Raw genomic sequence first — 24983 nt, 5'->3', positions numbered from 1 at the left:
TTCTTGGGTGTAACGGGGAGCGGTCGCGTGAAGATCCAGGAGCGTACGGGGGCGGGCACGGGTCGTGCCGCCGCTCCGGCTCGTCAGCCGAGCGGTGATCGACTGCCTACGGTCCCCCGTGAACGTAGGCCGGCGATGGCGGCGCTGGCGGTGCTTCTGATCCTGCTGGGTGCCCTCGGGGCCACGACATTGGTCTTGCGTGCGGGAGACCGGCTGGAGGTCGTCCAGCTGAAGAAGGACGTTCCCAAGGGCGCCTCGATCAGTGACGGCGACATCCAGCCGATCTTGGTGAACGGCGACTCCGGGGCCGACTTCGTACCGTGGACGAGTCGCGAGAATTTGAAGGAACTGGGCGCCAAGTCGACGCTGTACGCGAAGACCGTGCTCGTGGGGCAGATGTTCGGGGAGAAGGCCTCGATGGACGCCGGTGAGGTCGCCGTCGGGTTGGCTCTGAAACAGGGGCACTACCCCGCCGGGTTGGCCGACGGGGACGAGGTCGCCGCGTACCGGGTCGGCGACGCACCCGCCGAGAGCGGCGACGGGGAGGCCTTCAGCGGATCCACGAGCGCGGAGTCTCCGCTGGTCGAGCGCGCGGTGGTCAGGAACGTCGTCAAGACCACGGGCGACGACGAGGGCGACGTCACCGGCAGTGCCTATTTCCCGGTGACGTTGACCGTGGACTCGGCCGACGCGGCCCCCTTGGCGCGTGCCGCCGCCTCCGGCGAGGTCGCTCTCGTCCTCCTGCCCGCCGACGACCGGTAGGGCGGACCGTCGAACATGGCACTTATCGCCCTGGCCGCTGACAAGGGTTCGCCCGGCGTCACCACCGCGGCCGTCGCCCTCGCGGCCGTGTGGCCGCGCCGTGTCCTGCTCGCGGAGACCGACCCGGCGGGCGGGGACCTCGTCTACCGGTCGGCCGCCGCACATGGTGGACCCCTCGACCCCAACACCGGCATGCTGTCCATCGCGGCCACCGCCCGCCGAGGGCTCGTGCCGGACCAACTCTGGGACCATGTGCAGCCACTGAGCGGGGGGTTGGACGTGCTCGTGGGGCTCGGCACGTCCGAGCAGGCCGCCGGCTTGGCCGGCCTATGGCCAACGCTCGGGCGCGCCTTCACCTCGCTCGCCGAGTCCCCGCAGGCGCCGGCGGACGTGATCGCGGACTGTGGGCGCGTCAGTGGCGGCTCACCGGCGGTGGAGCTGTTCCCGCACGCCTCGCTGGTGCTGCTGATCTCCCGTGTGGAGCCGGAGGCGTTGGCTCGGGTGCGTGATCGTGCCACCGCTCTCTCGGCCTCGCTGCACGGCGGACCGCGTGGAGCGGGGAGCATCGCCATGCCCGCGATCGGTGTCGTCCTGATCGCCGACACCGCGGTCGCCGGGAAGCTCGCCGGACAGGTCAACGACATGCTCGTGCACGCCCGGACCGGGGCGCGGGTGGTGGGGACGCTGGCCGACGACGCGAATGGCGCGGCCCAACTGGCGGGGCGCAGGCGGGGCCGGTTGGAGAAGTCGTTGCTGATCCGGTCCGCCCGCAAGGTCACGGCCGATCTCCACCAGCAGTACGGGACCGCCTGGTCCACCCCCGTGGCCGGCGTCGGCGGCGATCCGGTCGGCGGGCCCACGGGGGCCGGCCGGTGACCGCTGTCGATCACCAGTTGGTCAAGCGGTTCCGGCAGGAGGCCGGCGACCGCATCGCCGAGCAGCGTCGCCTGGATCAGGTGGGCGGCGTGGCCCCGATGACGGCCGAGGACGAGCGGCAGTACGCCCGAGCCGTCATCGCGCAGATCCTGGAGGAGCACGCCCGCACCGAGATCAACGCGGGGCGGACCCCACCGGACGCGGAGTCCGAGGAGCAGTACGCCGCCGCGGTGCACGCCGCGCTCTTCGGCGTGGGCCGGTTGCAGCCGCTGCTGGACGATCCGGCCGTCGAGAACATCGACATCAACGGGTGCGACAACGTCTTCGTCGGTTACGCCGATGGTCGCGAGGTCAGGGCCGAGGCGGTCGCCGACACCGACGAGGAGTTGATCGAGCTCATCCAGGTCCTCGGCGCGTACTCGGGACTCTCCTCGCGTCCCTTCGACTCCGCCAACCCTCAACTCGACCTGCGACTCCCGGACGGGTCACGTCTCTCCGCCGTGATGGACGTGGCGCGGCGTCCCGCGCTGTCCATCCGTCGCTCGCGGATGGGCCAGGTGTTCATCTCGGACCTGGTCGGCAACGGCACCCTCACCCCGGAGCTGGGTCATTTCCTGGCCTGCGCGGTCCGCGCCCGCAAGAACATCATGATCGCCGGTGCCACGAACGCCGGGAAGACGACGTTGTTGCGCGCGCTCGCCAACGAGATCCCCCCACACGAGCGCCTCATCACCGTGGAGCGCGCGCTGGAGTTGGGGCTCGACACCTTCGACGAGCTGCATCCCAACGTGGTCGCGTTCGAGGAGCGGTTGCCGAACTCCGAGGGTCAGGGAGCCATCGGGATGGCGGAGTTGGTCCGCCGCTCACTCAGGATGAACCCGTCACGAGTGATCGTCGGCGAGGTGCTCGGCGACGAGATCGTGACCATGCTCAACGCGATGTCGCAGGGCAACGACGGCTCGCTCTCCACGATCCACGCCAACAGCTCCCACGAGGTCTTCAACCGCATCTCGACCTACGCCCTACAGGCGTCGGAGCGACTGCCGATCGAGGCCAGTCAGATGTTGGTGGCCGGTGCCGTCAACTTCGTCGTCTTCGTCCAGCGACGCAACCACTTCCAGAGCGGTGGGAAGCTGCGACGCGTGGTGACCTCCGTGCGCGAGGTCAACGGCGTCGACGGAAGGGTGCTCTCCAGCGAGGTGTTCGCCGAGCGACCCGACGGGAACGTCGTGGCCCATGCCCCGCTGTCCTGCTTGGAGGAACTGATCGAGCACGGCTACCGACCGAGCGGCGCATGGGGGGTGAGCGGAGCGTGATCGCGACCACCGACGCCGCGCTGGGCGCGGGCGGGTCCCCGAGCGGCCTGTTCTCGATCACGTTCCTCTACGCCCTCTGCTGCGGGCTCGCCATCGGTGGCGGACTCGCGCTGCTCTTCACCGCGCTGCGAGGGTTGCCCGTCAAGCCGGAGCGGGAGAAGCGGCTGACCACCGAACGCGCCGGCGAACTGCTCGTCTACCTCGGACGCCGTGGCTCGATCGCCGTTCTGGTCGGCATCGTCGTCCTGGTCCTGTCCCGTTGGGCCGTCGCCGGGATCGCGGCCGGAGTCCTCGTCTTCTTCTGGGATCGGCTCTTCGGAGGGGCCGCCGAGGAACGCGCGGCCATGCGCCGCGTGGAGGCGCTCGCCTCCTGGACGGAGTCCCTGCGCGACACCATCGCCGGCGCGGTCGGCCTGGAGCAGGCCATCCCGGCCTCCGCCAGGGCCGCCGCCCCCGTGCTCCGGCCCCACTTGGACGCCCTCGTCGACCGTCTGCGCGCGCGGACCCCGCTGCCCGACGCCCTGCACCTGCTCGCCGACGAGATTGACGACGCCTCGGCCGACATCATCGTCGCCGCACTCATCCTCAACGCCCGACTGCGTGGGCCGGGCCTACGCCAGGTGCTGGGGGCGCTGGCGAAGTCGGCCCGGGAGGAGGTCGACATGCGGCAGCGCGTGATGGCCCAACGTTCCGCCACCCGGCGCTCGGTGCAGATCGTGGTGGCGGTGTCCGTCGCCTTCGTCCTGGGGCTGGCCATCTTCAACCGGGAGTTCGTCGAGCCGTACGGCACGGTGGTCGGGCAGCTCGTCCTCGCCGGCGTCTGCGGGCTGTTCGCGCTCGGCTTCTGGTGGCTGCGCAAGCTGTCGACCATCGAGACACCCGAGCGGTTCCTCGTGCGGGACGAGCCCCCGGTGTGGTTCGCTCGTCCCGAGCCCTCCGGCGCGGCCCCGGCGGGGGCCGGACCGAGAGACGGGGCCCTGCGGTGAACATCACGATCACCCTCGTCGTCGGCGGCCTCCTCGGGCTCGGTTGCCACATTCTGCTGCGTGCCCTCTTCCCCGGCAGCGGCGATCCGTTGGCGCAGGTGGCACGGGTCGACGCGCTGCGGGCGCGCGGTGCGCGCCACGAGTCCTCCCCCTCGGCGCCGGACGTCGGCCACCTGGGATCCCTTCGCGCGTGGGCCGGAGTCCGGATCGCCGAGTTGTATCGGCAGCAGGGGTGGGAGCTGCGCTCCGTGCGCGCGGACCTGGCGGTCCTGGAGCGGAGCTGGGAGCACTTCCTGGCCACGAAGGCCCTTCTGGGGGCGGCCGGTCTGTTCTTCGGCCCGATGCTGTTCGTGGCCGTATGGCAGCTGGGTCTCGGGTCCGGGGTGGCCGTCCCGGTCTGGATGGCCCTGGCGTGTGGAGCGGTGTTCTTCTTCCTCCCCGACCTGGAGGTGCGGCGGGACGCGGCCGACAGGCGGCGCGATCTGCGTCGGGTCATCGGGGCGTATCTGGACCTGGTCTCCATGAGCCTGGCCGGCGGCCGGGGGTTGCCGGAGGCGCTGATGGCGGCGGCCGAGGTGTCGGACGGCTGGGCGAACCGGCGGATCCGCGGCGCCCTGTCCGACGCCCGGATCACCGGGATCAGCCAGTGGCAGGCGCTCGGCCAGCTAGGGGAGGAACTCGGTGTCGAGGAGCTCAAGGACCTCTCCGCGTCCCTGGCCCTGGTCTCGGACGACGGCGCCAAGGTGCGGGAGTCCCTGGCCGCACGGGCGGAGACCATGCGCCACCGCGAACTGGCGGAGATCGAGGGCAGCGCCGGGGAGAAGTCCCAGTCGATGCTCGTGGCGCAGCTGCTGCTCTGCGCCGGCTTCCTGGTCTTCCTCATCTACCCGGCCGCGATCCGAGTGTTCCAGGTGTGAGCGCGTGGCGACACCGGACCCGGCCTGGGCCCGCCACCGACGCCTCGACCTCGGGCGCCGGTGTCCGACCTCATCCATCAAGTGCCGACCTGAACATACGACGTCGGCAAGCCCGATGTCGCGAACGACTCTGAGAGGACGAGACAGCATGATCGGACGAGAGTTCCGTTCCGGTGTGCCCGCCGTGGACTTCCTGGTCACTTTCCTGCGCGCGCGTGTGGAGCGAGCGCGCGCCGGCGGCCGGGACCGCGGTGCCTCGGCCGTGGAGTGGGTCATCATCTCCGCCGTCGTGGTCGCGATCGTCGGCGCGGTCGCCGCGATCATCAACACCGCTCTGAGCGAGGGAGCCACCAAGGTCGGCGAGTGCATCGCGGGGGCCGACGCGGGTTCGACCTGCTGACCGGAGGCGCGGAGGCACGCGCGACGAACGGAGTCGGCCGGAAGGGGGCGAGGAGGTGCAAAAGGTGCGAGGGAGGGTCCGCCGGTGGGCCTGTCACCGGATGTCGAGGGCCCGGAAGGCCGCCGCCGAGCGCGGCGACTCGGGGATGACCGCCATCGAGTTCGTTCTGCTGACCCCGGTCCTGTTCTTCATGATCTTCGCGACGGTCCAGTTCGCTCTGTACTTCTTCGCCGACCACGTCGCCCAGGCGGCGGCCCAGGCGGGCGCGCGAAAGGCCCGCGCGACCGCGGACGCGCGGCCTGGAGCGTGGCAGGGCGAGGCCCGTGAGGTGGTCGACCGTTACATCGGGCAACTCGGACCCCAATTGGTCCTCGGCCCGGATGTGCGGCTGCTCCAGCCGGAGCAGAACACGGTCGGCGTCGAGGTCACGGCTCGGATCCCGACGGTCTTCCCGGGCCTGGACCTGACGGTGCGGGCGCGGTCCGTGGGTCCGGTGGAGCGTTTCGTACAGGACGGAGGCGGCCAGTGACGCGGATCGGGCGAGGAGAGGAAAGCCGCGCCGGGTTCTCGTCTGGGGCACTCGACGACCGAGGTCTCTCCACCGTCGAGGTGGTGATCATCGCCCCGGTCATGATCTTGTTCGTCCTTGTTCTGGTCGGCCTGGGCCAGTTGGTGGGAGGGCGGGGGGCCGTCGACGGTGCCGCCCGTGACGCCGCCCGAGCGGGTTCGATCCAGAAGGATCACGCCACGGCCATGGCAGAGGCCCGGAAGGCGGCCGAGGCGAACCTCGTGGACGTGTGCTCGGGTCCCGTGTCGGTGACGCAGACCAGCCAGGGTTTCGAGCCGGACACCCTCTTCACCGTCGAGGTGAGCTGCCGGGTGAGAGGGCTGGCGGTGGTGGGCCTGGACATCCCGACCACGCTGTCGGCCGCCTTCAGCTCTCCCCTCGATCCGTACCGGAGGACGGCGTGAGCGGAACACGGGACCTCCTGGGCGATGGTGGCGGGCGACGGAATGCGAGCGACGCGCGCGTGCCGCCGGGCGGGCGAAGGGCGAGGGTGGGGAGGCGAGTGGCGGACGCTCGGCGACGGGCCCGGGTGGTGGGGCGCCGCGCTGTCCTCCCCGAACCGGCACCCGGCCGCGCGCGCCGGGGTCCACGCCACCTCGGACCTGCCGTCAAATCGGATGGCCTCCTTGACGGGAGACGCGACCCCGGCGGTGGGGCGCGACACTCGGGCACCCGCGACGTGACGAGCGCGAGAAGCCCGCGGACCGCACTGCGCGAGTTCTCGACGGTCCACCGCCTCCACCTTGACGACCGTGGTTCCGGCGCGGGCGCGGTGATCGTCTTCGCGCTCGTCTTCCTGGCTCTGGCGGCGTTCGTCATCGACGGCGGCCTGTCCATCTCCCGGCGCGAACGAGCTGCCGACATCGCGGAGCAGGCCGCTCGCTACGCCGCCCAGGACATCGACCGGGAGGCCCTCTACGAGGACGCGGGCGGGCCAGCTCCGATCAACTACGAGAACTGCGACGCACGCGTCAAGGAGTTCGCCGCCGAGATGGACATGGCCGCACCCGACATCGCCGCCGCCCACTGCCTCAGCGCCGACGCCGCCCAAGTCCAGGTCGAGGTACAGCTCACCTACTCCCCGGTGTTCACCGGCGTGTTCTACGGCGGCGACGTGGTGGTCCGCGGACAGGCGGTCGCGGAGAACGAAGTGGGGTGAGTGCCACGTGGGTGATCAGGAAGCCGACGTCGGGAGAATGAGGGACTGCGCTCGCGACTTGCGGCGGATTCGTGAAGCACTTGGTGATCAGGCGAACCCGGCCCAGGGATATGGCGTCGATGAGATCGGTTCGCAGCTGATCCTCCAAAGATTCGACGATTTCGAGAGCAACTGGAGGATTCGACGTGAGCAGTTGATGGGTGAACTGGACGCGCTGCAACGAATCATAGCGGGAGCGGCTCAGTCGTATGAGGAACTGGACCGGGCCTTGGTCGATGCGTTGCGTCGCTCGGACGAAGGGAATTCTTCATGACAGCGCGACCTGCTGGGCACCGCTGGGCTGTTCTGGATGAGCCCTCTGATCCGGTACCTGGCGATCCGGAGCCGTGGCCCAATTGGGGCGACGACTGCGGCAGACCGCAGATGCCATTGGGAGGCAGGCCCGCGAGATCGATCAACTGTCGTCCGTCGAGGGGTGGAAGGGTGAGGCGGCTACCGAATTCCGTGAAGCCGCATCGGGCGCAGGGGACAAGCTTCGAAGGGCGCTCAGGCGATACGATGAGGCGGCGAGTGCTCTGGGTACTCGTCTCACAGATGGAATGGCCAGCAATGAATACGCCTCCGAGTTGAATCGGGCGCAACAGTTGGCCGATGCGGCACTTCGTGATGCCGAGGCCGCTCAAGAAAGTTTAACCTCTGCCCGAAAATCGATCGATGTCCAGCGCGAGGGCATGGACGGAGATTCTGATGGTCTGCTGAAAAGGGAGCAAGAAAGAGAGCGCCAGGCTCTGCTCGCACTGTCACGCGCCAATCAAAGCCTAAGAGAAGCCAAAGAAGTTCGCGATGTAGCGGCTCGACGTGCCGCAGACGCCATAAATGACGTTCATCACGATGATGGACTGAAAGATGGATGGACGGACAAGTTCGAAGACTGGGTTCAGGAAAATGCCGATTGGCTCGGTCAGGTCTCTGCCTGGGCGGGGCGTATTGCGCTGTGGGCGGGGGTAGCCGCCCTGGCGCTGGGCTGGATCCCCGTCATAGGCCAAGCCCTCGCCGCACTCGCCACGATTGTCGCTCTGGTGGCGAGTGTTGTCGCACTCGCCACGGACCTCGTGCTCGTCTTGGGAGGCGCGGGGAGTTGGAAGTCGGTCGCCTTGGACGCTGTGGGGGTAGCCACTTTCGGAATCGGCCGGGCTGCTGTTCTCGGTGCACAAGCCGCAGCGGCAGGAAGCATGGCGCTCGCCCGGAGCAACCTCTTCCGGCAAGCGATGGCGAGCGGCCGTAAGCCGAATGCTGCCTGGAACCTGGCGAATAGAGGTACTCAGGGAATGCTTCGGGGCAGAGAGGCCGCGCATGCACTTGCGAACGCTCCGAAGGGCCCTTTTCCGAACTGGAGCAATATCAGGGAGGGCTTCAGTCCCGTGGCCGTCGCCCGGGATGCGTTCGATGCGACGAGATCGGTCGGCAACGCGCTTTCAAGAAGTCGGTGGCAGGACGCCGTCGCAGATATTGTGCCGCCGACCTCAGCCGGGACCTTGGATCCTGCGCTGGCCAGAGCCGCCGCCAACATCGATGGGATGGCACCTGCCGCGAGTGGACAGTCTTCGGTCGCTCGCGCAGTCGAAAACTTTGGTGGTCAGGTAAACGTCTGGGTAGGAGCCACTTCTGCTGGGGTAGCAGCAGGGGCGGAAGGTGCCTACGGTGCGGTGACCGAACTCTTCAACGGGGGCCCAAGTGACTCCTGAGCCGGCTCTCCGGCCTGCCGCGTCACGCGGTCCGGGGCTGGAACTATGCCATCTGTCACGGCTCTTCGTGGAAGGAGGCGACTTGGTCCTGCGGACTCGCAAACGTACTGTGCGCTATGAGATCGGTGGCTGCGGGATCACGCGCGCTGTCTTCATCGATGTGGCGGGCGCGAATCAGGCACGGATGGGCCCTCTCGTTACTGGTTCATGGGGCGAACTGCAACTGCAGAACCACGAGGGGTGCCTCGTTGCGCGGATCGAGGTGCGGAATTGGCTGCCCGAAGCACCGCTGCTCCCCAGGCGGTGGATCCATGGTGAACAACTGCTCGGTCGAAGCGGCGTGGCGAGCCTCCTGGAAACCGCAGGCATCCCACTGCGTGTGGTACGGGATCGCGATGATCCGCTGGTAGCTCCTGCCGGATTCCGTCGTTCATTGGATCCCGGTACTGCGTTTCCCGCCTGGTACTGGGCCACACGGTTGCTCGCCGGCTCGCTGTGGTTCGTAGCCTTCACTGTCTTCGTCTTCTCTGAGCCTGGATCCACCGCGTGATACTCGGCCTGCGGGCGATGAAAAGAGAAGAGGTGCCTGCTGACCTGGGACGATGGGAGTTCCTACGCCCACACCAGTCCCACGAAGCAAGGCACCTCGTAAGTGAAAGTCTCCCACAGGCCCGCGGAGCTCTTCGCCGCGTTCGACGACCCTGACCTGATCGCGCACGCCGGGCTGGTCCCGACGTTCCGGCTGGCCGAGCGGTGCGGTCTGCCCGCTCTGGTGGCCGAGAAGGTCCACCTGACCACTGCGAAGAACGGGGCCGGTACGGCCGCCGACGCGAAAGCGATGTCGATCGTGGGCGGCATGGTCGCCGGGGCGGACAGCATCGACGACCTGGACATACTGCGTCACGGCGGGCTGCCGCGCCTGTTCGGCGGGGTGCGGGCGCCCTCCACGCTGGGCAGTTTCCTGCGTGCCTTCACCTGGGGGCATGTGCGCCAACTGGAGTCCGCTGCACGGGCGTTCACCTGCCGCCTGGCCGCGCACACCGGCCTCATCCCGAAGCGGGACGAGGTGGTGTTCGTGGACATCGACTCCAAGGTCAAGCAGGTCTACGGCCCTGCCAAGCAGGGCGCCTCCTTCGGCTACACCAAGCAGCGCGGGCTGCACTTCCAGATCGTCACCGTGAAGACGTCCACCTGCGCCCCCGTGATCGTGGCCACCAGGCTGCGCAAGGGTTCGGCAGGCTCCGGCAAGGGCGCGGCGAGTCTGCTGCGCGAGGCACTGGCCACGGTCCGGGCCATGGGCATCACCGCCCAAGTCGTCGTCCGCGCGGACTCGGCGTACTTCTCCCACAAGGTCGTCGATGTGTGCCGCAAGGCCGGCGCCGCGTTCTCTCTGGCCGTCGCGGTCAAGAAGACCATCCGCGAGGCCATCGCGGGCATCCCCGAGGACGCTTGGACGCCGATCAAGTACGCCAGCGCCGTCTGGGACGCCGAGGAGGAACGCTGGATCTCCGACGCCGAGATCACCGAGATCCCCTTCACCGCGTTCACCAGCAAGAAGAAGGCGTTCCACACCACCGCACGGCTCATCGTGCGCCGCGTGAAGCGGCTGAACCCCACCGGCGTGCCCGCCGGCCAGGCCGAACTGTTCGGGGTCTGGCGCCACCATGTGATCTTCACCGACAGCCCCTTCGTCCTCGCTCAGGCCGAGCCGATGCACCGCGAACACGCCGTCATCGAGCAGGTCTTCGCCGACCTGGAAGACTCCGCCCTCGCCCACCTGCCCTCGGGGAAGTTCACCGCGAACGCCGCCTGGTTGACCCTGGCCGCCACCGCCTACAACCTCACCCGTGCGAGCGGCCACCTCGCCTCCGCCTTCCACGCCAAGGCGAGGACCGGCACCATCCGCCGCCACCTCATCAACATCCCCGCCCGGATCGCCACCGGAGCCCGCCGCCTCACCCTCCACCTGCCCGAACGCTGGCGCTGGTGTGACGACTTCACCGACCTGTGGACCGCCACCGGCCAGCGCATGCTCACCTGAACCACGCAGCCGACCTGACCACCCACGACCTGAAAAACCTCGGAGACCCCGCACCGGACGGCCACCCGGCCCATCGTGCTGCCCGCACCCCGAAAGATCACCCCGAGCCCGCCGGATACCGGAGACGAGAATTCACGCGGTGGATCCAGGCTGAGCATGTGTCCATGGCGGTCCTCGTGGTTCTGACTGTCACGGCTTTCGCCGCCCCAGCGGCGCGACTTGCGCTGAGATTCTGGACACAACGCCGTCTGCTTCGCCTCAAGCCGCCGGTTCTGGCTCGGATCCGGCCTTCTCCGGCGCCTGGCGCCGGTGCCACGCTCAGATTCTGTCGACGCACCGAACTACGGGTGCAGAGCCATGACCTGGTTCTGCGAGATCTTGGTGGGATGGAGTGCTGGCTGCCGCTTACCGGCCCGCACGCTGTCACCACCATGGTCCGTGTCGTGGACGTCAGGGGCGAAACGGTGGGTGTCGAACTTCGGGGCCCGGGAACACAGATGCGGGCGGTCCTTCCGTGGCAGCTGTGGTTCGCGGGCGAAAGGGGGGCCGCAGAGTGGGACTCCCTTCGCCGGACCTCTGGACTTTCCCTGTCCCAGCGACGCTTGGGCCCTCGGTCGATTTGGCCCAAAGGCCCGACCTTGGGAATGGGTCTCCTGCCGGGAACGGCCAAAGCCGCTCGGAGCATGGTCCGATTTCCGAGCACTGTGGCGGGACCGTCCTCCACATCGATCATGGCACTCGGTTCCGTGCTCTCCGTATTCGTAGGCCTGCACGTCCGCGATACTCATCCTTCGTTCGGTTGGGCAGCAGTCATCATGGGAGTTCTAGGGGTGACTGCACAGACGGCGCCCTATGTCCTGCACCGAGTGCGCTCACTTCGGCTGGACCGACCGCTGCATCGTTCACAAGAAGCGGAGAAGGCATCATGAGTCAAGGGCAGCCGAAGGCGACCCCTCCGAGCGACTACCAAGTAATTTTGCCCGAGGGCTGGTTTCGCATTCTCTTGGATCCCAAGGATCGGGACGCCTGTATTGATGCACTGATAGAGCGCCAGTTTCAGGGTGTCGACAACGCGCCCCATCTTAAGGGCGAGGTTCGGAGGGATATGCGACGGCGCGCTGCCAAGGCCTACAGAATAGGCGGCATAGCGTTGTACCTGAGCCTGCAGTCGATCGGACCGTTGACGATTCCAATGCCACGTAGCGTAAGTTGATCTTGTTGTTGGGGTGGGTTCGCGTCACCCCGCCCGTCGGGTTGGCTACCGTGCCGGGCATGGATCAGGACGCGTTGCGGGAACGGAAGTTGCAGGATCTGGTCTCCGTGGGGGTCCTGGCCGCCGATGTCTCGCGTGATGTGATCGACGAGGTGGTGGCCGAGTACGGCAGGCAGGCTCGCCGCTCCGACGGCAAGCTGCCCCCGCATGTGGTGGTCTACCTGGTCATGGGCTTGGCGCTGTTCCGCGGCGAGGACTACGAGGAGGTCGCCGCCCGCATGATCGAGCCACTGGCCCGCCTGGGTGCCTGCCGCAGCGGCGATCCCGTGCCCACTGCCAGCGCGATTACCCAGGCCCGCAAGCGGCTGGGCCCGCAGGTGATGCGCGAGGTCTTCCGCCGCACCGCGGTGCCGGTCGCCGATCTGCTGACCGTCGGCGCCCATCTGGGCAGCCTGCGGCTGGTCTCCTTCGACGGCACCACCCTCGACATGCCCGACACCCCCTCCAACGCGGGCGCCTACGGTTACCCCGGATCGGCCGGCGAGCGCTCCGCTTTCCCCCAGCTGCGTCTGCTCACTCTGATCGAGGACGGACCCCGCGCTCCGCTGGCCGCCGAGATCGCCCCGTGCCACGGCAAGGGCAGCGGCGAGCGCACCCTGCTCGCCGGTCTGCTCGACTACCTCGAGGAGGGCATGCTGGCCACCGCGGACGCCGGGCTCTTCGGCTTCGATCTGTGGTGCCGGGCCGCGCAGACCGGGGCCGAGCTGCTGTGGCGGGTCGGAGCCGGCCCGGAACTGCCCAGGGTGAAGGACCTGGGCGACGGCTCCTACCTGGCGCTCATCTACGCGCCGTCGGTCACGACCGCCGCCCGCGCGCGCCTGCTCCAGGCCGCCCGCGCCGGAGCAGAACCCGACCCCGAACGGGCCCGGCTGGTACGGGTGGTGGAGTACGAGGTCGAAGACCGCGGGGACACGACCGACCGCGAGCTGTTCTGCCTGCTCACCACGCTCACCGACCCCGCCGCCCATCCCGCACCTCTGCTGGCACACACCTATGCCGAGCGGTGGGAGCACGAGACCGTCAACAAGATCTTGAAGGAGCTGCTCGACCCGGTCGGCCGGATGCTGCGCTCCAAGAGCCCCGAGCTGGTCGAACAGGAGGTGTTCGGGCTGCTGCTGACGCAGTACACCCTCGCCGCTCTGATGTGCCGGGCGGCCTCGGAGGCCGGGCTCGACCCCGACCGGCTCAGCCCCACCCGCACGCTGCGGATCGTGCGCCGCCGGATCGCCGATCCGGCGGCCGTTTCCCCCTGAGGACCTGGCTGCCGCCGTCACCGAGATCCAGCGGGAGATCACCCGCAAACGCCACCTCAACCCCCGGCGCCGCCACCGCAGTTACCTCCGCAAGGTCAAACGCGTACGACGCAGCCGATTCGCGGCAAAACGACCCGACGACCGCGGTGTCCGCCACGCTGGGCCACCCACCGTACGCCTGGTCAACCTGCCAGAGCAGACCACCCGGACAGCTTGATCAACTTACGCTACGTGGCATTGTTGACGATTCCGGCCTCCATGCTGGTCAGTCTGACGCCGATTCCGCAACCGGGGGCACTGCCGCTGCAGGCGTTGGCGGACTCGCTGGTGGTCTCGTGTGGCCGGCCAGAAGAGGGAGAACGAAGCGACGACGGAGGTGCCGATCGGAAGATCTGCATCAGGCACCTTCCCGCCGGTGGGGCGGTTCGGGTCCAGAGATGGACGTCACTGCCCGAGTCGGTGGCAGGTGCTGATCAAGGACTGCGTTCTCTTATTGTGGAGTACCACATACCGGTACCCCGCGCCCGGGCCATTCTGCTATTGACCTTTTCAACCCCCCTCGAGTTTCTTGCCGAAGCCATGTCGGAGCTATTCGATGCTGTCGCCGCTTCGTTGAATTGGACGGATTAGTCTCTTGCAGAGAGGGAAATTCTCTCACTTGACGCTCCGATGCTCGGAAGACTGGGTTGCGATCCCTGTTTCAATTGATGGCGACCTCCGAAGTTGGGCCGAGTCGCAGGGGCGGGAAGTTGCCATACGGTACGAGAGGGATGCCCAGAAGGGAGACCCCAGGTGTCTGACTCGGGATCTGGAGCGAGTCGCCAAGGACTGCCAGACGCGCACTCCTTTCGCAGCCTTAGCCTGGTACGTCAGCGGGCACGACAGGGTCGCAGCCATTCTGGAAATCGATGTGATAAACCCGGATTCCATCATCCCCGAGGTGACTCTCGACTTGCTGACAGAGCGCATGCTCAGTGGTGGCGATTTCGGGGCGCCGCTATGGGAGAGTAGGAGACTTCCGCTGGGTGACGCCATCCGTCTCCGTCAGAACATTTTCGAGGACCGAGGGCATCGGCTTCGACCTCGCCCAGTGATTCGCACGCTTTTTTATGGTGTTCGTCCGCCTGGGGTCAAATCTGCGGTTACTCTCATCCTGGATCCACCGCGTGAATTCTCGTCTCCGGTATCCGGCGGGCTCGGGGTGATCTTTCGGGGTGCGGGCAGCACGATGGGCCGGGTGGCCGTCCGGTGCGGGGTCTCCGAGGTTTTTCAGGTCGTGGGTGGTCAGGTCGGCTGCGTGGTTCAGGTGAGCATGCGCTGGCCGGTGGCGGTCCACAGGTCGGTGAAGTCGTCACACCAGCGCCAGCGTTCGGGCAGGTGGAGGGTGAGGCGGCGGGCTCCGGTGGCGATCCGGGCGGGGATGTTGATGAGGTGGCGGCGGATGGTGCCGGTCCTCGCCTTGGCGTGGAAGGCGGAGGCGAGGTGGCCGCTCGCACGGGTGAGGTTGTAGGCGGTGGCGGCCAGGTCAACCAGGCGGCGTTCGCGGTGAACTTCCCCGAGGGCAGGTGGGCGAGGGCGGAGTCTTCCAGGTCGGCGAAGACCTGCTCGATGACGGCGTGTTCGCGGTGCATCGGCTCGGCCTGAGCGAGGACGAAGGGGCTGTCGGTGAAGATCACATGGTGGCGCCAGACCCCGAACAGTTCGGCCTGGCCGGCGGGCACGCCGGTGGGGTTCAGCCGCTTCACGCGGCGCACGATGAGCCGTGCGGTGGTGTGGAACGCCTTCTTCTTGCTGGTGAACGCGGTGAAGGGGATCTCGGTGATCTCGGCGTCGGAGATCCAGCGTTCCTCCTCGGCGTCCCAGACGGCGCTGGCGTACTTGATCGGCGTCCAAGCGTCCTCGGGATGCCCGCGATGGCCTCGCGGATGGTCTTCTTGACCGCGACGGCCAGAGAGAACGCGGCGCCGGCCTTGCGGCACACATCGACGACCTTGTGGGAGAAGTACGCCGAGTCCGCGCGGACGACGACTTGGGCGGTGATGCCCATGGCCCGGACCGTGGCCAGTGCCTCGCGCAGCAGACTCGCCGCGCCCTTGCCGGAGCCTGCCGAACCCTTGCGCAGCCTGGTGGCCACGATCACGGGGCGCAGGTGGACGTCTTCACGGTGACGATCTGGAAGTGCAGCCCCGCTGCTTGGTGTAGCCGAAGGAGGCGCCCTGCTTGGCAGGGCCGTAGACCTGCTTGACCTTGGAGTCGATGTCCACGAACACCACCTCGTCCCGCTTCGGGATGAGGCCGGTGTGCGCGGCCAGGCGGCAGGTGAACGCCCGTGCAGCGGACTCCAGTTGGCGCACATGCCCCCAGGTGAAGGCACGCAGGAAACTGCCCAGCGTGGAGGGCGCCCGCACCCCGCCGAACAGGCGCGGCAACCCGCCGTGACGCAGTATGTCCAGGTCGTCGATGCTGTCCGCCCCGGCGACCATGCCGCCCACGATCGACATCGCTTTCGCGTCGGCGGCCGTACCGGCCCCGTTCTTCGCAGTGGTCAGGTCAACCTTCTCGGCCACCAGAGCGGGCAGACCGCACCGCTCGGCCAGCCGGACCGTCGGGACCAGCCCGGCGTGCGCGATCAGGTCAGGGTCGTCGAACGCGGCGAAGAGCTCCGCGGGCCTGTGGGAGACTTTCACTTACGAGGTGCCTTGCTTCGTGGGACTGGTGTGGGCGTAGGAACTCCCATCGTCCCAGGTCAGCAGGCACCTCTTCTCTTTTCATCGCCCGCAGGCCGAGTATCACGCGGTGGATCCAGGCTCATGGCTTCCTGGACAGAACCGGTACTCGACCAACTTCTGGAAGACATGGTTGACGAAATGGCTCAGACCCTCTCACTGTGAAGTGCGACTCGCTCTGAAGATGAGTCTGGACTGATAGATGGTGCTTGTCGGTATGTGGACGAAGGGGCGGAGGGGCGTCCCACTGCTCCGCCTTGAGGTAAAGCTGGCCAAGACCAGGGGTATCCACGAAGGAAGGCTCCGATGGTCCCAGGCCGGTCGAGGCTGTTCATCCCCAGGGCCTGAGGCGCGGCATCAGGGCGGTGCGGCGACAAACGTGGGGCCAAAGGCCCTGTGATTCTCTCGCGTCATCGTGGCCGGGAAAGCATCGACCGTTGGAGGGGGCGGGTCACGGTGACGCGGGATCCGGCACCGGCGGCGCGGTCCCGGTTGGTTCTCCTCCCGCCGCCAGAAGGTCTCCTCCGTGTGGGGGATGCCTCTTCCTCTGGCCATGTCCCCCGAATGGGGGACGAAGGGGGACAACGGCTCCACTGATTATGGGAGTGACACAGCGGCCCACTCACACCAGGTGGGCCGCTCGGCTCTCCACCGATGAGGGTCAACCTGTCGAATCAGTGCCAGCCCACGAGTCTGACCAGCCCATACGTCCGAGTGAGTCGGCTCGACGCAAACCCGGCTCACGGTCCGACAACAGGACCTGGCCACCACGTCCGGGTGTCCCAGGTCACAAGTAAACCATCGGCATCCGGACATGGCCAGTCGGCCCCGGAGAAAGAAGAGTCCGAACGAGGAATCGAGGTGGCCATGACAGCGACGGTGAGAATCTCTGAGCAATTTGATCAAGAACTGACCGAGCAGAGCCAGGGTGTGAGCCCGCAGCACGCCTTTCCTGTCACGTTGGCGCACGCCGCTGTGGCGGTCTCCATCGTCACGGCTCACGTGGTCCTCGCCACTGTCACCATGGCGGTCGGCTGACGGTTCCTCCCGACCCGACGGCGGACGGGGGGCATCGTTCGAATCGACAGCGACCGGTCCTTTTCGAAGGGCCGGTCGTGCTCTGTCCGCCGACGCGCCGGCCTCTGCCGCGGGCCGAAACACGGACAGTCGGGGTCGAGCCGACGTGGTGCTCAGGAGTGACATACACCGTTGACACGACATGTCGGTCTCCTCCGGTGAGGGTACTTCGCGCCGGCCTCGGTCCTGGAACCCGGGTGTCCAGATCGTCCGTCACGGGGGCGCCTTCGGGCCAGGTTCGCGTCACCGACTGCGGTCTCGCCGCCCGTGAGGCCCAGGGGTAGGTGGTCCGGTGCGGCACTATCGAGTGCTGCCGGAGGCCGATGGTGTGGTGTCGGTTTCGCGGAGTTCCGCCAACAGTTCGTTCTGGCCGGCCAGTAGCTCGGTGAGGATGCGACGGGCCGCGCGCAGAAGCTCGGCGACGTCGCCGCCCGCGAGCGCGTAGCTGACCGTGGACCCCTCTCTCTTCGACACGACGATGCCGGAGCGCCGCAGGACCGCGAGCTGTTGCGACAGGCTGGAGGGTTCGATCTCGATGTCCGCGAGCAGGTCCCGCACCGGCACCGGACCGTTCTGGAGTAGCTCCAGGACCCTGATGCGCACCGGGTGCCCGAGCATGCGGAAGAACTCCGCCTTGGCTTGGTAGAGGGGTACTTGCATGCGCGCGCTCCATGGCGGGTGTGGGGGCCGGGGTGCGGCGACACTCGGGGTGCCGCCGCCGATCCTGCTCTTACCTGCCGATCCATCCTCGGGGAGGGCGGTTGCGTGATCCGCGAGTTCGGATCTTGCTGATGTGCCGAATTGAAGAATTCTTCACATCGTGGGCAAAGAAAAGGAACGGACCCGGGTGGGCGTCAAACCTCCAGTTGTTCCTCGACGCGTCGTAGCTGGTGACGGGCCATTGCCAGGTTCGAGCGTCCCTTGTCCAGCACGAGGTAGAGGAACAAACCGTGTCCGGAGCGACCGCCGACGAGGCGGATGAGGTGGTACTGCCCGGCGAGGGTGATCAGGATGTCCTCGATCTCACTGCGCAGACCCAACTGCTCCATGGTGCGGACCTTGGCTCGGATCACGTCGGTGTTCCCCGCCGCGGCGAGCGTCAGGTCAAGGTCGCCACCCCCGCCCAACGTGCCCAGCGCCATCCCGCTGGTGTAGTCGACGACGGCCGCGCCCAGGGCGCCCTCGACCCCCGTCATCATCTCCTTGAGCGACACTTCCACACTCGCCACGCTGTCTCCCCTTCCGATGGGCGGTGGGCCGGAGTCACCTCCGGCGCGTTCGGTGGTCGCACATTAGGTCGCAGGGAGGGGGAGGGGTGGATGCTGACCAGTAGTGACAAGTGTTGACCGGAACATGATCGAGTCCTGCTGTGTGCTGTGCGCGGATGAGCATCTGCGCGACCTGCTGCGCAGGGCTCTCGCGTCCCCTGAAGCAGGCACGTCCGGTGGTCGATACGGGGCGCGGCGGGTCCTGTCCCATGGGCACAGGAACGGGGGCTCACGGCCGTGATGGCGGAGGCCTGTTCTCGCGCCCGGGTGGTTGTCGTGGGGTGGCTATCGGGGGCTTGGAAGTCGGTGGGGTTGCTCGTCGGCTGACGGGCCTCGGCCGCCCCACGGAGCGCGACCCGGCCATGACGTTCGACGGGCAGTCGGCGCACGCCGAGGTGCCGACGGTCGGCGGTACCCCCATCAAGATCGAAGAGCCTGGTTATCGGTTGAGGGATTGGATTTCCTGGACGGTGATGTTCTTGGTCTCTTCGATGGTGCCGTTGGGTAGGTCGCCTCCGGCGTTGCCGGTGCCGGTCCAGTTGATTTGCCAGGTGACGGTGGCCTGGAGGGGGTAGGTGTCGGTGCCGGAGGAGTGGTGGTAGGTGAGTCCGCAGGGTGGGGTCTGTTCGGCGTTGCCTTGGGTGTAGGGGCGTCCGATGGTGCCGTCCGGTTGGATGGGGCAGGTGCCCGAGGTGGGGTGGGTCTGGGCGTGTGGGGTGCCTGGTTCGACTGTCAGGGATACGGGGGTTGCGGTGGTGGTGGCCTGGAGGGTGAAGCCTGGGGTGTTGAGGGAGGCTGTGGCCTGCACGGGGGTGAAGACGGTGTTGTCCAGCCAGATCCAGGTGGGGAGGTTGACCTTGGTGGTGGTTTCGGGGGCGAGGTTGATGTCGGTCTCGGGGAGGGTCATTTGTTGGTAGGCGAGTGCGGCCAGGATTTCCGGTGTGATGGCTTGTTCGTACTGGGGTGGTGGGGCTTCGCCGTTCTCGACCCAGAAGGGTGGAGCTGAGCAGGCGTGCCGTTTCAATAGATCGGGTTCGTTCGGGTTTTCCACGCCGGCCCAGAACATGCCTTCGCCGTCTTTGTCGACGTTGTAGTCGTCGTATCCGGGGGTGTCCGAGAATGCGTATTCGTCGGTGTAGTGGCGCTCCATTTCGGCGATTGCGGCACCGGCGTGGCCAGCCATCCCGGGCGTGTTCCTTAAATCTTCGATTTCCTGGGACATTTCCTTTTTGAAGGCTTTCGCTCCGAGGTAGGGGGCGTACCAGCATCCGGGAGGGTCCCAGTCGGGTGAGGTGGCGTTGAGGTTTCCGGTTCCTTCGCCGTTCGTGGCGACCGATCCGGAGTACTCGATCCGTGCCACGGCGTAGAGGTTGTTTTCCTTGATTCCACCATCCACCTCGGATTGTGCGCCAACTTGCTCTTTGGGGGTCTCCGCAGCAGTAGCGCGACTTTGATGAAGCGCAAGGGAAAGAGTCAGTGCTAGGCAGAGGGAGGTGGGGGTTAGTAGGCGTTGTGGGATTCTTACCGGCATTTCTCTGCCTCCGGCTCCACGAAGACCTGTGCTGCCTGCCACAGTCCCTCAAGGCTCGGATGCTCGATCATGACGATCTTGTAGTGACTGAAATCTACGATGCTGGGTTCTGTCTTGAGGACCTTGCCCGTGTCGACCTCCTTTCCGTAGAAGTAGGTGGAGTCCGAGCAGAAAGTGACCTCTACGACGTCTCCGTTCGGCGCGGAGCGGGTGGCGGATTGAGAGAATCGCTTGGTTCCCGTCGCGGTCCATCCGCCTTCGAGTCTGGCGTCGATCTGGGTCCGTGCGTACTCGATCCCGTGGTCCTTGGCGTAGTTGGCCACTGCCGGCTCTGCTGCCGTACGTTGCGAGACACCCCGGTAGATCGCCCTCATGTAGTTCGCGGCGTCTTCAAGGGCGGCTGCTTCGTTTTGGTCGTCTGGGGTGTCCCATTCGAAGAGGAGGTTGATGTCGTCGGGTAGGGAGAGGTCGACGCCGTCGGGTGCGTTCTCGGGGGAGGGTGTGGGTGTGGAGGTCTCGCTTTCGGTTGTGGGGGTGGGGCTTTGGTCGGCGCCTGCGATGGGGGTGTCGTCGGTCGTGCTCTGGTCCGCGCCGCAGGCGGTCAGGAGGGTGGCCGTCAGTGTGAGGGCGGCGGCCGTGAGCAGGGGACGGGGTTTCACGTTGTCTCTCCCATGATGGTCATTCGGATCGTGTCCACCCCTTGCCCGGCTCTCCGGCTGAGCTCGACCACCGGGTTTCGTGTTCCAGGACGGTGAACGCTGTTGTCGGGCAGCGTAGTTCAGGGGTGAGAGCACGGGTCGTGCGTTTCTCGCCGGGTGCGAGGCCGACTCGCCGAAGGGCGGGGGAGCGGGTGACGCTCGTCGTCCGATCGACCGTGGAGCCGTGCTTGGCGGACGCGGTCGTGTCGCCGCGAGGTGGAGCGCTGCTGTCGGGGTCGGCTTCGGTGCGGTCCAGGACGGCGACTGATCGGTTCGCGGGCTCGTGCCGAAGGGGGCGGGCCACGCCCCACGGCGAACGGTGAGCGAGGCCGCTCCTGCGACGTGGGAGGGTCGATGATCGGCGTCCGAGGGCGGGATGCTCAAGTGGATTGTCGCTGGGGTGCTTTCGGGCGTCCCGGCTGCCTCGGGTGGCTCAAGTCGGGTCCCTAGGATCTCTGTAGGCTCGGGCTCCGAGCCGTTCGCCCCCCACGACAACCTGGGACGCCCGTCATGTCGCGACGCCGCACTTCTCGCTCTCCCGGCCCACCGGCACGCCCCTCGGCTCCGGTGAACCGGACGCCGCGACCCGTGCGGGTGCGACGGCGGACGTTCGGGGACGTCGTCAAGGCGTTTCTGGCGTTCGTCTCCCTACTCGGGCTGGTCGCCGGCGTGCCGTTGGGGCTGGCCGTGTGGCGTGGGTGGCCGTTGCCCGGTGGTGCGCCGAGCCTGGAGTGGTTGCAGCGTGAGATCACCGTCCAGACGTTCCTCGGTGTTCTCACCGTCGTCGTCTGGTTGGCCTGGGCGCAGTTCGCCGCCTGTGTGCTGGTGGAGGTCAAGGCCGCGTTGTCGGGGGTCGGCGTGCCCGGACGGGTGCCCGGGTCCGGTCCCAGTCAGTTGCTCGCCCGGCAGTTGGTCGCGGCACTTCTGCTGATCGGGGCCGGCGCCGCCGGGATCACCCCCGGGCTGTCGCAGCTCGGGCACGGAGTGGAGAGCGGCCGGCAGGGTCCGGCCGCCACCGCGCAGCGGACGCCCGATGTTCCCGCGCAACGGGACCGGTCCGCGGAGGGAGCCGCGAGTGTGCCGCTCACGGCGTCACCCGAGCGGGCGGGGGCCGGCGAGCGCGCCGCCGGGCAGGGGGACACGAAGTACTACCGGATTCAGCCTCCCGAGGGACGTCATCACGACTCTCTCTGGGAGATCGCCGAGCGGCACCTCGGGGACGGTCGTCGCTACAAGGAGATCTTCGCTCTCAACAAGGACCGTGCCCAGCCGGACGGTTCGCGGCTGTCGGAGGCGAGTCTGATTCGCCCCGGGTGGATCATGGAGATGCCGGGTGACGCCCGTGGGGGCGAGCTGGTCGAGATGCCCGGAGAGGCTCCCGAGGTCTCCGAGTCGTTGCGCGGGCAGATCGAGGAGTACGCGGACACCGGCGAGGGCGCGGTGGCGCCTGGCGACGTCGCACGGGCCGATGTCGGCGACGAGGTCGGCGTGGCGGGGGCGGGCGCCGTTTCCCCGGCGTCCGCCCCCGCCATGACCCGGGGAGCGGGAACCTCCTCCGGGGCGAGCGACATCGGGGCGACGGCCGATGACGGGGCCTTCGGCCTGCCGGGGGCCCTGCTCGCGGCTCCGCTCCTCGCCGCCGGGCTCCTCGGCGCGCTGGGGCACCGGCGGCGGCAGGCGCTGTGGCAGTCGGCGTGGGCCGGCGTCGCGGGGCGGCGCGCTGCCGAGCCGCCCACGCCCACTGGTGAGGCGCGGGACGCGATGGACGCGTTGTTGGTCGGCGCCGACCCCGAAGGGGTCCGGATGCTGGACCGCTCGCTGCGGGGGCTGTCCGCCGCCCTGGGGGACGAGTCGCGTCCGTTGCCGGTGGTCTACGCGGCCTGGCTCAGCGACGGCGAACTGCACCTGCAGCTCGCGCAGCCGGCCGGAACCCCGCCTTCGCCCTGGCGGCTGGGTCAGGACGAGACCTTCTGGGTGCTGTCCGAGGGGGAGGCCGGTCGCTACGCGGACGTGGACACCGCGGCCCCGTATCCCGGACTGGTGAGTCTCGGCACGATGGACGGGGCTCGCCTGTTGCTCAACGTGGAGTCCGTGCCCGGGCTGGTGTCCCTGCGTGGCCGCGAGTCCGACCGGGGCGCGGTACTGGCCTCCGTGGCGGCCGAGTTGGCGACCAACGGTTGGTCGGACCGGATGACGATCACGCTGGTGGGATTCGGCGGGCATCTCACGCCGCTGGCACCCAACCGGCTTCGCCATCTTGAGGACACCGAAGCCCTGTTCGAGACGATGGAGGCGGAGACGCGGCAGCGGCGGAGCGCGTTGGGCACCGCCGGTCACGATTCCGTCCTCACCGGGCGTACCGGTCCCGCCCGGCACACGCGTTGGGCGCCTCATCTGGTTCTTCTCGCTGCGCCGCCCTCGGCGGAGGACGCCCGACGGTTGGCGGAACTCGCCGCCGGTGCGGGGCGCCTCGGCATCGGCTACCTCGTCGCCACCGACGCCAATGAACTCCCCGGCGCCACCTGGGAGATGGAGATCACTCCGGAGGGGCGGCTGATCGCGCCCCTGCTCGGCCTGGAGTTGGACGCCCAGTTGCTGCCGGCCGCGCAGCAGCGAGCGGTACTCGACCTGTTCGTCGCCGCCGACCCCGAGCGGGGTCCGGGGGACGGGCCGGACGGCGGGCCGGCGTCGGCGCCGCCGTTCCTGGTGGACGTGACCGAGCAGGGGCGTCCGGCGGTGTACGCACGTCTCGTCGGCCCGTACGAGATCATCGGCCTGGACGCGCCCGAGGAGGAGCGCGGAGAGCTCCTGCGCGAGGCGCTCGCGTTGCTCCTGTTGCACCGCGAGGGGGTCCATCCGCGGGTGTTGAGCTCCGCGCTGTGGCCGCGTGGGGTTCCCGACGACGTGCGGGAGGCGCTCCTTGCCCGCCTGCGCGACTGGCTCGGCGCCGACCCCGGCGAGGGCCCCCGGTTGCGTGCGGACGCGGCCGGGCGGCTCGTCCTCTCCCGGTCCGTCGTCTCGGATCTGGACGTCCTGCGTTCGCTGTACCACGAGGCCACCCAGGGCGGGGGCGCCGACAACCGGGCCGTGCGCGGGCGGATGCTCACCGACGCCCTGGTCCTGGTGCGGGGACCGCTGCTGGCCGATCGGCCGGAGGGCCGCTACCGGTGGCTCGGGCACGAGATCGTCGACGCCCGGTTGCCGTTGCTCGTGGCCGACATCGGGCTGGCGTTGTCCGAGTTCCATCTGGAGAAGGACCGCGCGGAGAAGGCCATCGAGGCGTTGACCGCCGCCCTGCGCACCGCGCCCGGCGACGAACGGCTGTGGCACCGGCTGTTGCGGGCCACGCACTCCACCGGCGACGCGGACCGTCTCCGCGCCCTGGCGGTCGACCTCGTCGCGCGGGGCGGTCCCCGGGGGGTTCCGCCCCGGACGGAGGCGCTGCTGGACGAGTTGCTGCCGACGTGGCGTGAGAGCGCCGCCGCGGCGGGATGAGGGCGACACCGGCCGGCGTCGCCGGTACGGGGGACCCGGGCGCGGGCCTTGGCCCGCCGGGTGCGGCGGGGACGGGGATCGGGCAGTCGGGCGCCGTCCCCTCGGATCTCGGGCTGTCCGGGCTCGGGGCATGGGGGGCCGCCGAGTCCTGGGTGATCGTCGGCGCCCTGCTGTGGGGCGTGGTCGCCGGGGTGCTGTTGCCGAGGGCCGCGTATCGGTTCGCGGCCCCGGCCGGCGAGCCGTGGCGGGACCGTTGCCCCGGCGGCCACGCGATCTCCGGTTGGTTGGGGCGCGCGCGGTGTGTGTCGTGTGCCGGCGGGTCGGTGGGGGACCCTGGGGGCTTCTACGGGCCCGGTCCGGCACTCCCCGCCGTCACCGCGCTCGTCTGTGTCGCCCTGGCCGCGACCGTCGGTGTCCGGCCCGAGCTGGCGGTCTGGCTGGCGCTGGCCCCGGTCGGGGTGCTGCTGGCCGTCGTCGACCTGCGCGTGTCGCGGCTTCCGGACCCGCTGACTCTGCCGTTCGCCGGTGCGACGGTGGTGCTGCTGGGCCTGGTCGCGCCCGCCCCCGGGGCCGCCGGCTCCTGGACAGGAGCCCTGTCGGGCGGCCTCGTCCTGGGGGCCGGTCATCTCGCGCTGTGGCTGCTCAACCCGGCCGGCATGGGGTTCGGCGACGTGAAGCTGGCGCTCGGCGTCGGCGCCGTCCTCGGCTGGTACGGCTGGCCGGTGCTGCTGCTGGGCACGACCGCCGGGTTCGTCCTGGGCGCCGGATACGGCGGTCTGCTGGTTCTCCGGCGGCGGGCGGGCCGGGGGACGGCCATCGCCTTCGGACCGTTTCTCCTCGCGGGGGCCCTGCTGGGGCTGCTGGTGGGGGCCCGCTCGGCCTGACGCCGGTC

The 24983-nt window shown here is 68.6% G+C and carries 21 protein-coding genes and 1 pseudogene; 17 read left to right on the top strand and 5 right to left on the bottom strand.

The window, feature by feature from the left end:
* The first annotated feature begins 27 nt into the window (after positions 1-27).
* The 14 genes from JEK78_RS08755 (at position 28) to JEK78_RS08690 (ending at position 13296) form a co-directional block, all read left to right on the top strand.
* Positions 28-762, top strand: a complete 735-nt coding sequence (locus JEK78_RS08755) for a hypothetical protein (protein ID WP_200263538.1) — start codon at positions 28-30, stop codon at positions 760-762.
* 15 nt (positions 763-777) lie between these two features.
* The gene (locus JEK78_RS08750) at positions 778-1638 is read left to right on the top strand and encodes a hypothetical protein (RefSeq protein ID WP_200263537.1); all 861 of its coding nucleotides are present in this window, start codon (positions 778-780) and stop codon (positions 1636-1638) included.
* The gene (locus JEK78_RS08745) at positions 1635-2954 is read left to right on the top strand and encodes an ATPase, T2SS/T4P/T4SS family (protein WP_200263536.1); all 1320 of its coding nucleotides are present in this window, start codon (positions 1635-1637) and stop codon (positions 2952-2954) included. The genes JEK78_RS08750 and JEK78_RS08745 overlap by 4 nt, the downstream gene beginning before the upstream one ends.
* Positions 2951-3940 carry a type II secretion system F family protein gene (locus tag JEK78_RS08740; protein ID WP_242483308.1) on the top strand — a complete coding sequence of 330 codons (990 nt, stop codon included), beginning with the start codon at positions 2951-2953 and terminating at the stop codon, positions 3938-3940. Before JEK78_RS08745 ends, JEK78_RS08740 begins: the two co-directional genes overlap by 4 nt.
* The gene (locus JEK78_RS08735; protein ID WP_200263534.1) at positions 3937-4857 is read left to right on the top strand and encodes a type II secretion system F family protein; all 921 of its coding nucleotides are present in this window, start codon (positions 3937-3939) and stop codon (positions 4855-4857) included. Before JEK78_RS08740 ends, JEK78_RS08735 begins: the two co-directional genes overlap by 4 nt.
* 148 nt (positions 4858-5005) lie before the next feature.
* Positions 5006-5257 carry a hypothetical protein gene (locus JEK78_RS08730; protein ID WP_200263533.1) on the top strand — a complete coding sequence of 84 codons (252 nt, stop codon included), beginning with the start codon at positions 5006-5008 and terminating at the stop codon, positions 5255-5257.
* A 100-nt stretch (positions 5258-5357) separates the two neighbouring features.
* Positions 5358-5786: a TadE family protein gene (locus JEK78_RS08725; protein ID WP_200263532.1), complete on the top strand. Its 429-nt coding sequence runs from the start codon at positions 5358-5360 to the stop codon at positions 5784-5786.
* Positions 5787-5791: 5 nt separating this feature from the next.
* Positions 5792-6229 carry a TadE/TadG family type IV pilus assembly protein gene (locus JEK78_RS08720; protein ID WP_242483383.1) on the top strand — a complete coding sequence of 146 codons (438 nt, stop codon included), beginning with the start codon at positions 5792-5794 and terminating at the stop codon, positions 6227-6229.
* Between the two features lie 305 nt (positions 6230-6534).
* Positions 6535-6984 (top strand): pilus assembly protein TadG-related protein, encoded by a 450-nt coding sequence (locus tag JEK78_RS08715; protein ID WP_200264054.1) that lies wholly within the window; start codon positions 6535-6537, stop codon positions 6982-6984.
* A 7-nt stretch (positions 6985-6991) separates the two neighbouring features.
* A complete protein-coding gene (locus tag JEK78_RS08710; protein WP_200263531.1) occupies positions 6992-7297 on the top strand; it encodes a hypothetical protein in 306 nt (101 codons plus the stop codon).
* A gap of 286 nt (positions 7298-7583) precedes the next feature.
* Positions 7584-8729, top strand: a complete 1146-nt coding sequence (locus JEK78_RS08705) for a hypothetical protein (protein ID WP_242483307.1) — start codon at positions 7584-7586, stop codon at positions 8727-8729.
* 82 nt (positions 8730-8811) lie between these two features.
* Positions 8812-9279, top strand: coding sequence for a hypothetical protein (locus JEK78_RS08700; RefSeq protein WP_200263530.1), 468 nt, complete (start codon positions 8812-8814; stop codon positions 9277-9279).
* 102 nt (positions 9280-9381) lie between these two features.
* Complete coding sequence (locus JEK78_RS08695; RefSeq protein WP_200261518.1) at positions 9382-10770, top strand: IS1380 family transposase; 1389 nt, start codon at positions 9382-9384, stop codon at positions 10768-10770.
* A 1272-nt stretch (positions 10771-12042) separates the two neighbouring features.
* Complete coding sequence (locus tag JEK78_RS08690) at positions 12043-13296, top strand: IS4 family transposase (protein ID WP_200260327.1); 1254 nt, start codon at positions 12043-12045, stop codon at positions 13294-13296.
* A gap of 1302 nt (positions 13297-14598) precedes the next feature.
* Here the strand turns inward: JEK78_RS08690 and JEK78_RS08685 are convergent.
* Positions 14599-15983: pseudogene (locus JEK78_RS08685) on the bottom strand (IS1380 family transposase).
* Positions 15984-16901: 918 nt separating this feature from the next.
* On the opposite strand from JEK78_RS08685, the gene JEK78_RS08680 reads away from it, so the two are divergent.
* On the top strand, positions 16902-17060 hold the full coding sequence (locus JEK78_RS08680) for a hypothetical protein (protein WP_200263529.1): 159 nt from the start codon (positions 16902-16904) through the stop codon (positions 17058-17060).
* A gap of 339 nt (positions 17061-17399) precedes the next feature.
* Here JEK78_RS08680 and JEK78_RS08675 read toward each other — a convergent pair whose 3' ends face one another.
* The 4 genes from JEK78_RS08675 to JEK78_RS08660 form a co-directional block, all read right to left on the bottom strand.
* The gene (locus JEK78_RS08675) at positions 17400-17759 is read right to left on the bottom strand and encodes a metalloregulator ArsR/SmtB family transcription factor (protein WP_200263528.1); all 360 of its coding nucleotides are present in this window, start codon (positions 17757-17759) and stop codon (positions 17400-17402) included.
* A 194-nt stretch (positions 17760-17953) separates the two neighbouring features.
* Complete coding sequence (locus JEK78_RS08670; RefSeq protein ID WP_200263527.1) at positions 17954-18328, bottom strand: hypothetical protein; 375 nt, start codon at positions 18326-18328, stop codon at positions 17954-17956.
* Between the two features lie 478 nt (positions 18329-18806).
* The gene (locus tag JEK78_RS08665) at positions 18807-19763 is read right to left on the bottom strand and encodes a hypothetical protein (protein WP_242483306.1); all 957 of its coding nucleotides are present in this window, start codon (positions 19761-19763) and stop codon (positions 18807-18809) included.
* A 125-nt stretch (positions 19764-19888) separates the two neighbouring features.
* The gene (locus tag JEK78_RS08660) at positions 19889-20557 is read right to left on the bottom strand and encodes a hypothetical protein (RefSeq protein WP_200263525.1); all 669 of its coding nucleotides are present in this window, start codon (positions 20555-20557) and stop codon (positions 19889-19891) included.
* Positions 20558-21106: 549 nt separating this feature from the next.
* Between JEK78_RS08660 and JEK78_RS08655 the strand changes: the two genes are divergently transcribed.
* The gene (locus tag JEK78_RS08655) at positions 21107-24091 is read left to right on the top strand and encodes a bacterial transcriptional activator domain-containing protein (RefSeq protein WP_200263524.1); all 2985 of its coding nucleotides are present in this window, start codon (positions 21107-21109) and stop codon (positions 24089-24091) included.
* Positions 24088-24975, top strand: a complete 888-nt coding sequence (locus JEK78_RS08650; protein ID WP_200263523.1) for an A24 family peptidase — start codon at positions 24088-24090, stop codon at positions 24973-24975. The genes JEK78_RS08655 and JEK78_RS08650 overlap by 4 nt, the downstream gene beginning before the upstream one ends.
* Positions 24976-24983: the final 8 nt, after the last annotated feature.

The sequence above is a fragment of the Streptomyces sp. HSG2 genome, from assembly GCF_016598575.1.
Classification (GTDB): domain Bacteria; phylum Actinomycetota; class Actinomycetes; order Streptomycetales; family Streptomycetaceae; genus Streptomyces.
This window is presented reverse-complemented; position numbering and strand designations above follow the sequence as displayed.

Bases quoted from the DNA above. Each gene is read 5' to 3' on its own strand.
- JEK78_RS08705 (WP_242483307.1), top strand. From the start codon at position 7,584: ATGGCCAGCAATGAATACGCCTCCGAGTTGAATCGGGCGCAACAGTTG.
- JEK78_RS08750 (WP_200263537.1), top strand. From the start codon at position 778: ATGGCACTTATCGCCCTGGCCGCTGACAAGGGTTCGCCCGGCGTCACC.
- JEK78_RS08725 (WP_200263532.1), top strand. From the start codon at position 5,358: ATGTCGAGGGCCCGGAAGGCCGCCGCCGAGCGCGGCGACTCGGGGATG.
- JEK78_RS08730 (WP_200263533.1), top strand. From the start codon at position 5,006: ATGATCGGACGAGAGTTCCGTTCCGGTGTGCCCGCCGTGGACTTCCTG.
- JEK78_RS08675 (WP_200263528.1), bottom strand. From the start codon at position 17,759: ATGCAAGTACCCCTCTACCAAGCCAAGGCGGAGTTCTTCCGCATGCTC.
- JEK78_RS08650 (WP_200263523.1), top strand. From the start codon at position 24,088: ATGAGGGCGACACCGGCCGGCGTCGCCGGTACGGGGGACCCGGGCGCG.
- JEK78_RS08655 (WP_200263524.1), top strand. From the start codon at position 21,107: ATGTCGCGACGCCGCACTTCTCGCTCTCCCGGCCCACCGGCACGCCCC.
- JEK78_RS08690 (WP_200260327.1), top strand. From the start codon at position 12,043: ATGGATCAGGACGCGTTGCGGGAACGGAAGTTGCAGGATCTGGTCTCC.